Below are 14035 nucleotides of genomic sequence, written 5' to 3' on the forward strand. Positions count from 1 at the left end.
GAATATATGACACTTATAAAATCCATTTCAGGAATTAGAGGAACCATTGGTGGAAAGCCAGGTAATAATTTAACACCAATTGATGCTGTAAAGTTTGCTGCATCTTATGGAATATGGTTAAAGGAATATTCAAAGAAAGATGATTTGCGGGTCGTTATAGGTCGTGATGCACGTTTGTCTGGAGAAATGATACAGAATTTGGTGGTTTCAACTTTAGTGGGCTTGGGTATAGATGTTATAGATTTAGATCTCTCAACCACACCCACCGTAGAAATTGCGGTACCTTTAGAAAAGGCAGATGGCGGTATAATCTTAACGGCCAGTCACAATCCAAAGCAATGGAACGCTTTAAAATTATTGAACGAAAAAGGGGAGTTTTTAAATGCCGAGCAAGGGGCAAAAATTTTGGCAATTGCTGAAAAAGAAGATTTTGATTTTTCAGAAGTTGATGATTTGGGCGAGATTATAAAAAATGATAGTTATATAGACATTCATATAGATGAAGTATTGAATCTTTCTTTGGTGGATGCCGAAGTGGTAAAAAAGACTAAGTTCAAGGTTGTGGTAGATGGCGTTAATTCTACCGGGGGTATTGCCATTCCTAAATTGCTTAAAGAGTTTGGGGTAGAAGTAGTAGAACTGTATTGTGACCCTACCGGTCATTTTCCACATAACCCAGAACCGTTAAAGGAACATCTTACGGATATTTGTGACCTGGTAGTCAAAGAGAATGCAGATTTTGGTATTGTTGTGGATCCAGATGTAGACCGCCTTGCTTTTATAAGTAATGATGGAGAGATGTTTGGGGAGGAATATACCTTGGTGGCCTGTGCGGATTATGTATTGGGCAAAACAAAAGGAAATACCGTATCCAATCTATCCTCATCACGTGCTTTAAGGGATATTACCCAAAAACATGGTGGTACCTATGAGGCCGCAGCAGTTGGTGAAGTAAATGTAGTTACCAAAATGAAGGCCAATAACGCCATTATTGGCGGTGAAGGTAACGGGGGAATCATATATCCAGAAAGCCATTACGGTAGGGATTCTTTAGTCGGTACGGCATTGTTCTTAATGTTGATGGCGGAAAGGGGAGGAACCGTGGCTGAACTTAGGGCCAGTTATCCCAGTTACTTTATGAGCAAGAAGAAGATTGAGCTTACACCTGGACTGGACGTTGATGGAATTTTAGAATCTATGGCAAGTAAATATGCAAATGAGGAATTGTCCACGATAGATGGGGTTAAGATAGATTTTGCCGAAAATTGGGTTCATCTGCGTAAATCAAATACAGAACCGATTATTAGAATATATACCGAAGCCAAAAGCCAGGAAGAAGCAGATGGTCTTGCCAATAAGATTATTGGGGAAATCAAGGAAATTGCCGGTATATAATAAAGGTGTAAAATAGCCCAAGGCTAATAATGCCATAAAATTATATTGAAATTAAATTAACCTGTTTCTGCAAAGGAGGCAGGTTTTTTATTTCTGTGCTTCCAGCGTTTATGGGTCCATAAATAATGTTCTGGCTTTTCTATAATCTGGGCTTCCGTTAATCGTAGAAAAGCATTGGTGATTTCATGTTCTTCGGTTTCTTTGGCATTTCGAGCAATAGGAATGAATTCTGCCTGGTAATGTCCTCGCTTTACCTTGCTTACCTTTAAAAAAACCACGGCCAATCCGGTCTTGCGTGCCAAAGTTTCACCACCATTGAAGATGGGCACCTTAATGTTCATGAATTTTGACCAGTATTGAGCTCTATGTGCTTGTGGGGATTGATCGCTCACCATGCCATAAGTTGCCCTGACCTTATTCCTGTAATTTTCTATGACCGTTTTTGCCGTTTGCCTTTGCGTAATCAAGGTAGTGTTCCATCTGGCCCTTACTTTTCTTATAAATGCATCAAAATAACTATTGTTTATTTTTTGGTAGACGGCATAACCTTTGGATTGAACATAATTGTTAATGCTCACGTTCCATTCCCAATTGGCGTAATGGGCACAAAGAATAATAATACTGCGTTCTTTTTCAATTTCCCGTAATACCTCAGGATTTATAATGTGGTATTTTTTGGCTACCTGCTCCTTACTCAGGTTCATGGTCTTTACCATTTCTAGAAATGTATCACAAAGATGATGGTAAAATTCCTTTTCTATATGGGCTATTTCCGCTTTACTCTTATTGGGGAAAACAAGATTTAAATTTTCCTGTACCACTTTTCGCCGATACCCAAAAATATGATAGACAAAAAAGAAGGCAACGTCAGAAAAGGCATAGAACAATGAGTGTGGTAATATGGAAATGAACCATAAGAGGGGATAGGTCAGAACAAAGGCCAATAGTTGCATTCACAGAAAAATTATGGGCAAATATAGTTATATTTGAGGCTAATTAAATGGCATAGAATGTACAACCTTCATTTGGCAACAATAGCGATTATTGCAGCAAACGTATTGGTATCGTTAAAGGGATTTAATGATACCGTTTTTTTTGAACGATATAAATTTAGCATAGGGGCCATTAACGCAGGTCAAAAAGATCGCATGGCTACTTCTGGATTTTTACATGTGGATGTTTCTCATTTGTTGTTCAACATGTTGACTCTGTATTTTTTTGCCGGTGTGGTCATCAACTGGTTTGGAACGGTAAAGTTCTTTATCATATATGTTGTAAGCCTTTTGGCGGGCAGTTTGCTGGCCTTGAACTTTCATAAAGATGAACCGTATTATTCTGCGGTAGGTGCCAGTGGTGCGGTTACGGGTATTCTATATGCGGCTATTTTACTACAGCCCTCCATGCAATTGGGTATCATGTTTATTCCCATTCCTGTGCCTGCTTATGTAGTGGGTATTGGATATTTGTTATACTCTATATATGGTATGAAAAAACGTTTGGGTAATATTGGACATACCGCCCATTTTGGAGGTGCAATTGGCGGCTATGCCTGTACCTTGTTGTTCATGCCCAGTCTTTTGCAAACCGATACGTTAATGGTGGGGTTGTTGGCCTTGCCTATAATACTTCTGTTTGTCTTGGAAAAAATGGGCAAAATATAGTTTTTTGGTCACGGAAGATTTAAAACCAGTTTTTTAGCTAAAATTTTGTGCATTTCATCGGATTTATGTAATAAACGGCAACAATCAGCAAGGTTCGTCGTTATTGCAAAAACCCAAATTTGAAATGAGATCAACTTTATCTATTAGAAAAATATGGTTCCTGGCCATATCCGCAGTGTTTATGATTGCGAGTTGTAGTGATAAGACTACCATTTTCGAAAACCCCGAGGATAATTTAATCAAAGAAACAGATCAGCAAAAACTGGACAACAGTGTAAATTTTGACCGTGCAGGTGTACTTGATATTTATGAAGATCCTGCAACAAGTGCCAAAAGGTACGGTAATATGACCGGAAAAGCTGAACCGGCAGGAGATTATCCGCTTACCCTAATTGCCCAGATATCGCCACCAACGTTTGAAAACGGCGAGAATTTGGCGGCTACCCACGTGGCATTGGACGGAGATTATGGTTATGTTTCCTATAATACGGTGGGTGAGGACTTTGTAGGTACTATAGATGTTATTGATATCAGTGATCCTTATAATCCTAGTTTGACCTCTAGGGTGTATTTTACCAATGCAGATTTAAATTCCATTGCATATGACGGTGGTTATGTATATGTAGCCGGTGGTGTAGATGCGGAACAGTCCGTAACGGCCACATCAAATTCATTGGTTGCTAAAATTGCAGTAAATAACGGAAGGTTAAACACCTCGGATATAACATTTGGCTTTCAGGAAGGTGATAATGCTACGGATGTACAGGTTGTGGGCAACACGGTATATGTTACCAGTGGGCAGGAAGGATTTGTCGTTGCCTATGACAAGAGTGACATGACAGCCTTAAATGAAGCCGCATTCACGGATTTAAGATCTATTGCGGTCAATGGAGCCGATATAGCCGTATTGGATGCCGCCCAGGGGGTAAGTGTCTTAGATCAAAGCTTGTCGGTTAAAAATACAATCGCTATAGATTCTGATTTTGGAATAGATGCTAAGCGCACATTGGATTTTTCTGGTGAGAATATCATTGTATCCGAAGGAAATAAAGGAGCGGGTATCTATAATGCTACTACCGGTAGTTTTGTTGAGCATATGCCTATACTGACCAATCCGGAAAATGCAGAGCCGGGAGATATCGTTACCAATGGTGTTGCCGTGAACGACGATGTTTTGTTAATGGCCAATGGCGCCGGTGGTTTAAGCCTTTCAGAGACCAGGGCGGATAATACTACAGGTGTTGGTGTTATTGAGTTGACCGGTTCCATTAACTATGTTGCATCAAAAGGGGATTATGTATTTGCCGCATCCGGTAGGTCCGGATTTCAGATTATAAAATTGAACAGGCCTAGCGAAAGTCTTGTGGAGCGTTGCGAAGATTTGCCTTCGTATAACGGTACATCAAACTATAGTGTGTCAAATGGGGAACAGGAAGCATACTCAGGCTCCAAAAGATTCAATTCTATTGCTGTGGACGGTTCATTGTTGCTTTGTGGTACTTGGACAGTTAGCAATGGTATAGATATCGATGACAACAGTGTTTTTGAAATGAACGGAGCCATTACGATTGGTAGACAATATAGAACTCGTGATGTAGTGGTTGGTGCAGGTTCTACGTTGCGTATTGAGGGAAATATAATTATTTACGGCGATTTAATTCTTGAGGATGGTGCTACCGTGGAGTTTTTGGGAGATTCATCTATAGCCGCTGTAGTAGGTAATGTTATAAAGAATGGAGATACGACGATATCAGGTACTTTTAATGACTACTTCAATAGATTTTAAATGACCTTTTAAAAATAGAAAATCCCCTAGCACCAACTGTTGCTAGGGGATTTTTCGTTTCATATTGGTTTAGAATCTTAATTTAGAAGCTCCGCCACCTTTTGTTCAAGGGCGGGTCCTCTTAAATTCTTTGCCACAATAACGCCATTTTCGTCTAGGAGAAATGCCGCTGGTATAGCTTTTACATTGTATAGTTGGGCAATTTGATCATCAAAATAAGCAATATTGGATATATGGTTCCAATCTAGGCCATCATCGGCAATTGCCTTCTTCCAAGCCTCTTCAGTTCTATCTAAGGAAACGCCTATTACGTTTAGGCCCTTGTCGTGGTATTTATTATATACGGCAACAACGTTTGGATTTTCGTCCCTACAAGGTTTGCACCATGCTGCCCAAAAGTCTATTAATGTAACCTTGCCCATTACATCCTTTAAGGCAATGATTTCGCCATCTGGGTTTGGACCAGAAAAATCCGGTGCTTTTGCGCCTATACTGGTGTTTTTACTGGCTTCTGCGGATTTTTTAAGCTTTTCTAAGTTTTGCTGAATTTTTTTGCCAGGTTGAGAATTTCTAATTTCTTCCGTAAACGTATTGAAAATAGTTTCCGCTTCCTCGAATTCAACCGCTTTGGTACTAATGGCCCTGTCCAAGACAAGTGCAGAAATCAAAGCCTTTGGATTGGCCTTTGCATAATTCAATTCAAAATCCTTGTACTCTTCCTGTAGTTCTGTCATTTCATCCTGCAGTGCCAACGCTGCTTCTCCTGTGGCAGATTTCATATCTTCCTGAATAGATCTTGCTTGCAAAGAGATTGCCCTGGATTGATCCATGTAATCGGCAAAACTTTCATTTTGGAACGTGCCTTTTATTTCGGCAAAACCCATGCTATCTTTTTGGGCGTTAAATTCAATAGTTCCGTTCTCAAGGATTACGGCTGTGTAGCCCGGTACCTGTTCAACAAATATGTAATGTAGTTCTGGCGTATTGGCAACTCCGGTAAACGTAAATTCGCCATTTGTAGTAGTTGCCGTATCTACTTCTACGGGTTGGTTGTTATCGCCAATTTTTTTAAGGAATACACTTGTACCATCTTTTAATTCCCCCCTTAAATTACCGTTTAATGTAAAACCCTCTGGGTTGGAGTTGCAACTGAACAATAAGCCAATGGACAGTAGAATAACAATACTATTTTTCATAAAATACACTTAGGTTAGGTTGCAAATGTACTTATATAAAGGATATAAAAAAAGACCTTTGACGGTTGTGCCAAAGGTCTTTGAATTAAGGTATCTTGTATTAGAATTGATATCTAATACCAAGTCCAATATCAAAATCAAAATTATCTGAAAATCCGTTATAACCGGAAACACCTAGTTCAGGTCTAAAGTCCAAGGAGAGAATCAACGGAATATCAAAATTATATTCAATACCAATGTCGCCAGCAGCAAATACGAACAATCCCCCATAATCATCATTTGGTAGTCCTGGAAAGTCAACACTTCCTAGGCCGCCACCAACACCATAATACCAATTAAAATCACCCTCAATGGTTCTTACCCATTGGTAAAGTCCAGCCAATTTAAAAGCGTTAAAGTTTCTACTGTCCCTCCATCCAAGGTCAACTTCCAACCTATTGTTAAGGCCTAATGATTTCTGGTAGCTAATTTCGGCACCAAAGCCGTCACTGTCCCCCAAACGTAGTCCTAATGCATGATTGGCTATGTCCTGAGCCGATGAAAGCGAACAGGTGGCCATAAAAATAAGTACGGTAATTCCTTTTAAAATCTTCATATAGTTCATGTTTTTTGTGATGAAAAATGAGCTTTTTTATAATGTGGCTCACACAATAAAACTTAATTTAGCACTCAAAATTGTGCTATCTTGAAAAATAATTTCCTGTCAAAGTTACAACAAGATTTAGAAGGTGAGGTCTTATATGACGACCTTACAAAAAGTTTATATGCAACGGATGCTTCGGTTTATAGAAAAATTCCTTTAGGAGCTGCCTTCCCTAAATCTGTAGAGGATATCAAGCGTATTATTGAATTTGCAAATCATGAAAGTATTGGAATAATACCCAGAACCGCCGGAACGTCCTTGGCTGGACAATGTGTTGGTGATGGTTTGGTGGTAGATGTTTCTAAATATTTCACAAAAATCATCAAAGTAGATGAGGCAAAAAAGCAGGTTACGGTACAACCAGGGGTAATACGGGATGAGCTCAACCAATATTTAAAACCGTACGGTTTATTTTTTGGACCCAACACTTCAACCTCTAACAGGTGTATGATCGGTGGTATGGTAGGTAATAATTCCTCTGGTACTACATCTATACAATATGGGGTGACCAGAGATAAGGTTGTTTCATTGAAAACAATTTTGGCCGATGGTAGCGAGGCTGAATTTGGTAGGCTTTCTTCTATCGAATTTCAAGAAAAAATGAAAGGTAATTCATTTGAAGCTTCACTTTATAAAAATATCTATAATGAACTAATTGACAAGGAAGTATCAAACGAAATAATTACACAATTTCCCAAACCTGAAATTCACAGGAGAAATACCGGTTATGCAGTAGACGAACTTTTAAAATCCAACGTATTTGGTGGTCCTCTGGATTATTTCAATATGGCGGAACTGCTTTGTGGAAGTGAAGGTACCTTGGCATTTACAACTGAAATTACCGTTCAATTGGATGAATTGCCCCCGGCACTCTCTGCCATGGTCGTAACCCATTATACATCGTTAGAAGATTGTTTAATGGATGTAGTACCGGTAATGGAGCACCCTTTGCAACTATGTGAAATGATGGATAAGGTTATTTTGGATTGTACAAAAAATAACCGTGCGCAACTTGCAAATCGTTTTTTCGTAGAAGGTGATCCGGAAGCATTATTAATGTTGCAAGTTTCTGCCCATTCCGAAATAGAGCTAAATAAAGCGGTAGATGCTTTGATCAAGACCGTGGAAAAGTCCGGACTAAGCTATGCAAATCCTGTATTGGTCGGCAGTCAAATTAGTAAAGCCATTGAGCTACGTAAAGCCGGTTTGGGGCTTTTGGGTAATATTGTTGGAGATATGAAAGCGGTAGCCTGTATAGAGGATACGGCCGTTGCTCTGCCTGATCTAAAGGACTTTATAGCAGAATTTTCCGTAATCATGAAAGGGTATAAGCAAAACGCGGTGTACTATGCACATGCCGGTGCCGGTGAACTTCATTTGCGTCCGATTCTAAATCTTAAAAAGTCTACGGATGTTGCTTTGTTCAGGAACATTACTACAGATGTTGCCAAGCTTACCAAGAAGTATAGGGGTTCGTTTAGTGGGGAGCATGGTGATGGTATCGTAAGGGCAGAATTCATTCCGCTCATGATTGGCAAAAAAAATTATGAACTGCTCAGGAGGGTAAAATCATATTTTGATCCCAAAGGTATACTGAACCCGGGAAAAATAGTAGATGCTTATCCTATGGACCAATCATTCCGTTATGAAGTGGACCGTGAGGAACCCAATATAGAAACACTTATGGATTTTTCCGATAGTGAGGGTATCCTTAAAGCTGCGGAGAAATGTAATGGTAGTGGGGACTGTAGAAAAACCCATCATATGAACGGGGGTATGTGTCCAAGTTACCATGCCACAAAAAATGAAAAAGATACCACTAGGGGCAGAGCAAATACATTAAGGGAATTTTTGACAAATCCGAAAAGTACGGCACAAAACAATTTTGACAGTCAAGAAATCAAGGAGGCTTTTGACTTGTGCTTAAGTTGTAAAGCTTGTGCCAGTGAATGTCCAAGTAATGTGGATGTTGCTACGTTGAAGGCGGAATTTTTATATCAATACCAAGAGGCCAACGGCTATCCTTTAAGAGGAAAATTGTTTGCATATAATACCAAATTAAACGGGTTGGCAAGTAAAGTATCCGGCTTGACAAATGCGGTATATGAATCCAAGTTTTTTGGAGGTTTATTGAAAAAATCCAGTGGTGTGGCCCCAGAAAGAAGTCTGCCAAAAGTTTATAGTTTTAATTTTGATAAGCATCTTCAAAATACTGCTAATCAATATCCTATAAATAGAAATAAAGTAGTCTTATATATAGATGAATTTACCAGGTATTTGGATATTGAAGTTGGGAAGGATGCAATTACGCTTTTGATTAAATTAGGATATGAAGTTCAACTATTTTATGCTGAAAGTGGCCGTACATTTTTATCTAAGGGCTTTTTGAAACAGGCAAAAAAACTTGCCCTCAAAAATATGGTAGAGCTGAAAAAATTTGCAGATCAATCAATTCCTATATTGGGTCTGGAGCCATCTGCAATACTATCTTTCAGGGATGAATATAAACGGTTGACCACCGATCGGATCGGTGCGCAACACATTGCCGATCATTCTTTCTTAATAGAAGAATTTTTGGCCAGTGAAATTGCTAACGGAAACTTGAGTGCATCTTCTTTTACAACGGAGTCAAAAGATGTAAAGATTCATAATCACTGCCATCAAAAAGCATTGAGCAACCAAAAAGTAACTTTTGACATTCTTAATTTACCGGTCAATTATAAAGTAAGTATTATCCCTTCCGGTTGCTGTGGTATGGCAGGTTCATTCGGATACGAAAAAGAGCATTACGAGACCAGTATGAAAATAGGTGGCTTAAAATTGTTTCCTGCAGTTTCCAAATCGTCACCGGATACCATAATTGCAGCAAACGGAACCAGTTGCAGGCACCAAATTTTTGATGGTACCAAAAGAATAGCAAAGCATCCTGTCAGTATTTTGAACGACGCGTTGGTATCTTAATTAAGGTTTATTGTTTTTTTTTTTTTTGTTGGCTTTATTAGTGATGGTGGCAATCAATTCGTTGATATCCATGGATTTTAATTCCTCGTCCATATAGAAAGAGGCTAGTTTATCATTGTCATAATGATATAATTTCCATCGTTTAAAGGAATATTCCAAGGCGGTCTTGTGGGTAACCCAATCCCCGGAGTTTAAATATAGGCAACTGCCCTTTTTTGTTTCTATAACCTGTTTTTTAGGATGATGGCTGTGTCCGCAAATAACATAGTCAAAATGCTGGTCAATGGCTAGTTGGGCCACATTGTGTTCAAACTTTGCAATAAGGTTCGGGTCCCGTACTTTTTGGTATTCCGTACTTAAAAAGGGCTTGTTCCTTTTGCCCATTTTTTTGAAAATTCTAGATTTTAATTTGGAAAACCTTAAAAGGGTCGGAAAACCTATGCTTCCTAAATGAAGCAACCAATGGGAGTATCTAAGGGAAATATCAAAAATATCGCCATGAAAGAAAAGCGTGTTTTTTCCATTAAGTTTTAAGATCAATTTATTGGATACTTTAATGGCTCCCATATGTATTGGGTCAAATTTTCTAAGAGGCTCATCATGATTACCGGTAATATAGTGTACTTCAGTACCTTTGGCCGCTAGGGAGAATATTTTTTTAATGACCTTTAGATGTGCCGGTGGAAAATAGTTGTTTTCCATTTTTTTGGTATCTAGTATATCACCATTTAACACTAAAACCTTTGGGTCTATGCTAGAAAGGTAGGTTAATAGTTCTTCTGCGTGACATGTATATGAACCCAAATGAATATCGGATAGAACGACAATTTCTAGACGGCGTTTTTTCAAAGGCGTAATTTTCGTACAAAATTAAACCTAATGGTATGGTTATCAGTTCATAGCAGCATCATTTTTACATGATGCTAAGGTTAAATAATTATTACTGGAAAAGATTACTATGTTTAGGTAATAAGCGATTGTAATATTTTTGTATCAAACATTTAACTTTTACCTTTGAAGCTTGGACTTTTATAGTCTATAGATTGTTTATCCATTAATAATTGAAATAATTTATCATGGCCGGAAATAGCTTTGGAAACCTATTTAAAGTTAGCACGTTTGGAGAATCTCATGGCAAGGCCATAGGTGGGGTTATAGATGGATGTCCGTCTGGAATTACATTGGACCTCGCAGCAATTCAAAAAGATTTGGATAGGCGTAAACCCGGTCAATCGGCTATCGTAACGCAGCGCAAGGAACCGGATGAAGTTGAATTTTTCTCCGGAATCTTTGAAGGGAAGACTACAGGTACTCCCATTGGTTTTGCAATTCACAATACCAATCAAAAATCTAAGGATTATGGTCATATCAAAGACTCCTATAGGCCATCCCATGCGGATTATGTGTATGACCAAAAATACGGATTTAGGGATTACAGGGGTGGCGGTAGAAGTTCTGCAAGAGAAACGGCAAGTAGGGTAGTGGCCGGTGCTATCGCAAAGCAATTTTTAAAGGGTATTGAAATACAGGCTTTTGTATCCCAAGTGGGAAATTTAAAATTGAACAAGGATTATAGGGAACTGGACCTTTCCCAAACTGAAAATAACATAGTGAGATGTCCGGATCAAGAAATGGCCTCACAAATGGAAGACTATATCAAAGCCATTAAAAAGGAAGGGGATACTATTGGAGGTGTTATTACCTGTGTTGCCAAGAATGTACCAATAGGTTTAGGAGAACCGGTATTTGATAAATTACATGCCGAACTTGGTAAGGCAATGCTATCCATAAATGCCGTTAAAGGTTTTGAATATGGTAGTGGTTTTGATGGTGTAACCATGAAAGGCAGTGAACACAACGACCAGTTTAATACTGATGGTACTACAAAAACCAACTATAGTGGCGGTATACAAGGTGGCATAAGTAATGGCATGGATATTTATTTTAATGTCGCATTTAAACCTGTGGCAACGGTCATACAAGGGTATGAGACCATAGATAGGCAAGGGAATAAAGTACAGACCCAAGGAAAGGGTAGGCACGATCCCTGTGTGGTTCCAAGAGCCGTTCCCATAGTAGAGGCAATGACGGCCTTGGTGCTGGCAGACTTTACGTTGATCAACAGAGCCATTAAATTATAGGTTCCTTTTTAGCACTTTTACAAGCAAAATACTATCTTACTTCCCAAAACCAAATTATATATGAGGAAGCTAGAGTTGCATTGGCAAATTCTATTGGGAATGTTGGCCGGAGTATTGTTTGCATTGGCCATGGTACAGTTGGAATGGGGACCACAATTTATTTCGGATTGGGTAAAACCATTCGGTAATATTTTTATCAATTCATTAAAACTTATTGCAGTTCCTTTGATATTGGCATCATTGATCAAAGGAGTCTCTGATCTTAAGGATATTTCCAAGCTTTCACAAATGGGTGGAAGAACGATAGCTATATATATATTCACCACAGTTATTGCCGTATCCATTGGTTTGGGGGTGGTAAATATTGTAAAACCTGGTGCTTCAATTAGTGAGGAGACCCGATCGGAATTGGTGGAAAATTACAAAGGTGATGCGGATGCAATAAAGTCCAAGGCGGACAAGCAAAAGGAAGCTGGGCCTTTACAGGCGTTGGAAGATTTGGTACCAAGCAATATTTTTAAGGCGGCATCCGATAACGGAAATATGCTTCAAGTAATATTTTTTGCTATATTTTTTGGTATAGGTCTAATTTTAATACCTGAAGAACAAGCTTCACCGGTAAAGAAATTTTTTGATGGCTTCAATGAAGTGATATTAAAGTTGATTGACTTGATAATGCTTGCAGCTCCTTATGGAGTATTTGCTTTATTAGCGGCACTGGTGGTAGAGTCCCCAAGTTTGGATTTGTTCAAGGCGTTGGCTTGGTACGCCCTATGTGTGGTATTAGGGCTAACTTTAATGTTAGGGGTGTACCTGTTAATGGTTTGGGTTTTTACGAAAACCTCGCCAAATACATTTATGAAAGGCATGTCCCCGGCGCAATTATTGGCTTTTTCTACAAGTTCAAGTGCAGCTACATTGCCTGTGACCATGGAACGGGTAGAGGAGCATTTAGGCGTAGATGAGGAGGTTACCAGTTTCGTTCTTCCAATTGGCGCTACCATTAATATGGATGGCACAAGCCTTTATCAAGCCATAGCCGCTGTTTTTATAGCTCAGGCCTTTGGTATGGATTTAAGCCTATCCGCTCAGTTGGGTATAATCGTAACGGCTACCTTGGCATCAATAGGTAGTGCTGCGGTACCAGGTGCGGGAATGGTAATGTTGGTCATCGTTCTTGCTCAGGCGGGAATACCAGAAGCAGGACTGGCATTAATATTTGCCGTTGACAGACCTTTGGATATGTGCCGTACCGTAATCAACGTTTCCGGTGATGCTACTGTTTCCATGATGGTTGCAAAATCCGTAGATAAATTGCATTCGCCCAAAGTTAAAAACTGGGACGACAATTATAAAAAGTAGGGATTTGAAGGTACTTATGCTTTAGACGTCAAATTGGCGATAAGCGGCCATGGTAAACATATATAGGCCATAGCAAATTAAACCTATAGCTATGGTACCTAATAACCAATGTCCATAAACTTGTTCTTGGATAAAGGAAAAAGCTTGAGCTGTACCTTTGACCGTATTGGAAGAGTTTCCCTTTAAATTAAAGCCAGCGGTAAGAAAGAAATAAGCAATGATCAAGGTTACGATACCTCTAGAAATGAGTCCGGCATAACCTATACGTTTAACGGTCTTTCTTTTAATGACCGAATTGATATTTTGGAGATTTAATTTTTTAAGTACATCTCCATTTTGGATTTTTAGAAATTGAAAAATTCCCTTTAATGCCAGTCCCGCTCCAACGACGATAAATATCAATGCGCTCAACGTTCCGTTTTGTAAGCTTGTATTACCGCCTCCACCACCCTTAGCTATCAAGGACGTAATGTTGAGTGCGTCCAAAATTGCAAAAACTCCAATTGAAGCATATACAAAACCGCTAACGAAAAAGCCCACACGTTTTCCTAGGCCTTTGATGTCCGTGCCATAATCTTCAGGGTCGTAAATGCTGACAATAAATCTCCATAGTGCAAAACAGAGAAGACCAAGTCCCAAAATTAAAATAATCACGGTTCCAAAGGGTTGGTTCTCCAAATAGTCGATAACCTCTAATTTACCAGCCTTTTGACCTCCCATATTAAATGCGGAAAATAGCGCTAAAACACCGGTAATGCCATAAACGGTTCCTTTAGCAATATAGCCCAATACGGCAATCTTCCTTAATTTTTGGTTCATAGGAGTAAATGTTTAAAGCTTCACTGGCTATTTTAGCCAATTTGATGCTTTGCAATTGTAGAATATTAAAA

Annotated in this window: 11 protein-coding genes; 6 read left to right on the forward strand and 5 right to left on the reverse strand. The window is 39.0% G+C overall.

The window, feature by feature from the left end; genetic code table 11:
* Positions 1 to 6: 6 nt before the first annotated feature.
* Entirely contained in the window at positions 7 to 1395 is a 1389-nt protein-coding gene (gene glmM / locus CHB68_RS07650) for a phosphoglucosamine mutase (protein ID WP_089260258.1), read from the forward strand.
* A gap of 56 nt (positions 1396 to 1451) precedes the next feature.
* On the opposite strand, the gene CHB68_RS07655 is transcribed toward glmM, so the two are convergent.
* A complete protein-coding gene (locus tag CHB68_RS07655) occupies positions 1452 to 2348 on the reverse strand; it encodes a lysophospholipid acyltransferase family protein (protein WP_089260259.1) in 897 nt (298 codons plus the stop codon).
* Positions 2349 to 2405: 57 nt separating this feature from the next.
* On the opposite strand from CHB68_RS07655, the gene CHB68_RS07660 reads away from it, so the two are divergent.
* Complete coding sequence (locus CHB68_RS07660) at positions 2406 to 3056, forward strand: rhomboid family intramembrane serine protease (RefSeq protein WP_089260260.1); 651 nt, start codon at positions 2406 to 2408, stop codon at positions 3054 to 3056.
* Positions 3057 to 3180: 124 nt separating this feature from the next.
* Positions 3181 to 4842: an LVIVD repeat-containing protein gene (locus CHB68_RS07665; RefSeq protein ID WP_089260261.1), complete on the forward strand. Its 1662-nt coding sequence runs from the start codon at positions 3181 to 3183 to the stop codon at positions 4840 to 4842.
* 77 nt (positions 4843 to 4919) lie between these two features.
* Here CHB68_RS07665 and CHB68_RS07670 read toward each other — a convergent pair whose 3' ends face one another.
* Together CHB68_RS07670 and CHB68_RS07675 are read right to left on the reverse strand one after the other, a co-directional pair.
* Positions 4920 to 6038 carry a TlpA disulfide reductase family protein gene (locus tag CHB68_RS07670; protein WP_089260262.1) on the reverse strand — a complete coding sequence of 373 codons (1119 nt, stop codon included), beginning with the start codon at positions 6036 to 6038 and terminating at the stop codon, positions 4920 to 4922.
* Positions 6039 to 6138: 100 nt separating this feature from the next.
* Complete coding sequence (locus CHB68_RS07675; protein ID WP_089260608.1) at positions 6139 to 6633, reverse strand: hypothetical protein; 495 nt, start codon at positions 6631 to 6633, stop codon at positions 6139 to 6141.
* 90 nt (positions 6634 to 6723) lie between these two features.
* Here CHB68_RS07675 and CHB68_RS07680 point away from each other — a divergent pair, with 90 nt between their 5' ends.
* Positions 6724 to 9642, forward strand: a complete 2919-nt coding sequence (locus CHB68_RS07680) for an FAD-binding and (Fe-S)-binding domain-containing protein (RefSeq protein ID WP_089260263.1) — start codon at positions 6724 to 6726, stop codon at positions 9640 to 9642.
* On the opposite strand, the gene CHB68_RS07685 is transcribed toward CHB68_RS07680, so the two are convergent.
* Positions 9643 to 10491 (reverse strand): UDP-2,3-diacylglucosamine diphosphatase, encoded by an 849-nt coding sequence (locus tag CHB68_RS07685; protein WP_089260264.1) that lies wholly within the window; start codon positions 10489 to 10491, stop codon positions 9643 to 9645. It abuts the gene before it with no gap.
* 227 nt (positions 10492 to 10718) lie between these two features.
* On the opposite strand from CHB68_RS07685, the gene aroC reads away from it, so the two are divergent.
* Positions 10719 to 11783 carry a chorismate synthase gene (gene aroC / locus CHB68_RS07690; RefSeq protein ID WP_089260265.1) on the forward strand — a complete coding sequence of 355 codons (1065 nt, stop codon included), beginning with the start codon at positions 10719 to 10721 and terminating at the stop codon, positions 11781 to 11783.
* Between the two features lie 60 nt (positions 11784 to 11843).
* Positions 11844 to 13145, forward strand: a complete 1302-nt coding sequence (locus tag CHB68_RS07695) for a dicarboxylate/amino acid:cation symporter (protein ID WP_089260266.1) — start codon at positions 11844 to 11846, stop codon at positions 13143 to 13145.
* A gap of 21 nt (positions 13146 to 13166) precedes the next feature.
* Here CHB68_RS07695 and CHB68_RS07700 read toward each other — a convergent pair whose 3' ends face one another.
* Positions 13167 to 13964: a DUF1206 domain-containing protein gene (locus CHB68_RS07700; RefSeq protein ID WP_089260267.1), complete on the reverse strand. Its 798-nt coding sequence runs from the start codon at positions 13962 to 13964 to the stop codon at positions 13167 to 13169.
* Positions 13965 to 14035 lie beyond the last annotated feature (71 nt).

This window comes from Maribacter sedimenticola (assembly GCF_900188415.1).
GTDB classification, from domain to species: Bacteria; Bacteroidota; Bacteroidia; order Flavobacteriales; family Flavobacteriaceae; genus Maribacter; species Maribacter sedimenticola.

Coding starts and splice junctions, on each gene's coding strand:
- glmM (WP_089260258.1), top strand. CDS start 7: ATGACACTTATAAAATCCATTTCAGGAATTAGAGGAACCATTGGTGGA.
- CHB68_RS07655 (WP_089260259.1), bottom strand. CDS start 2,348: ATGCAACTATTGGCCTTTGTTCTGACCTATCCCCTCTTATGGTTCATT.
- CHB68_RS07660 (WP_089260260.1), top strand. CDS start 2,406: ATGTACAACCTTCATTTGGCAACAATAGCGATTATTGCAGCAAACGTA.
- CHB68_RS07665 (WP_089260261.1), top strand. CDS start 3,181: ATGAGATCAACTTTATCTATTAGAAAAATATGGTTCCTGGCCATATCC.
- CHB68_RS07670 (WP_089260262.1), bottom strand. CDS start 6,038: ATGAAAAATAGTATTGTTATTCTACTGTCCATTGGCTTATTGTTCAGT.
- CHB68_RS07675 (WP_089260608.1), bottom strand. CDS start 6,633: ATGAAGATTTTAAAAGGAATTACCGTACTTATTTTTATGGCCACCTGT.
- aroC (WP_089260265.1), top strand. CDS start 10,719: ATGGCCGGAAATAGCTTTGGAAACCTATTTAAAGTTAGCACGTTTGGA.
- CHB68_RS07695 (WP_089260266.1), top strand. CDS start 11,844: ATGAGGAAGCTAGAGTTGCATTGGCAAATTCTATTGGGAATGTTGGCC.
- CHB68_RS07700 (WP_089260267.1), bottom strand. CDS start 13,964: ATGAACCAAAAATTAAGGAAGATTGCCGTATTGGGCTATATTGCTAAA.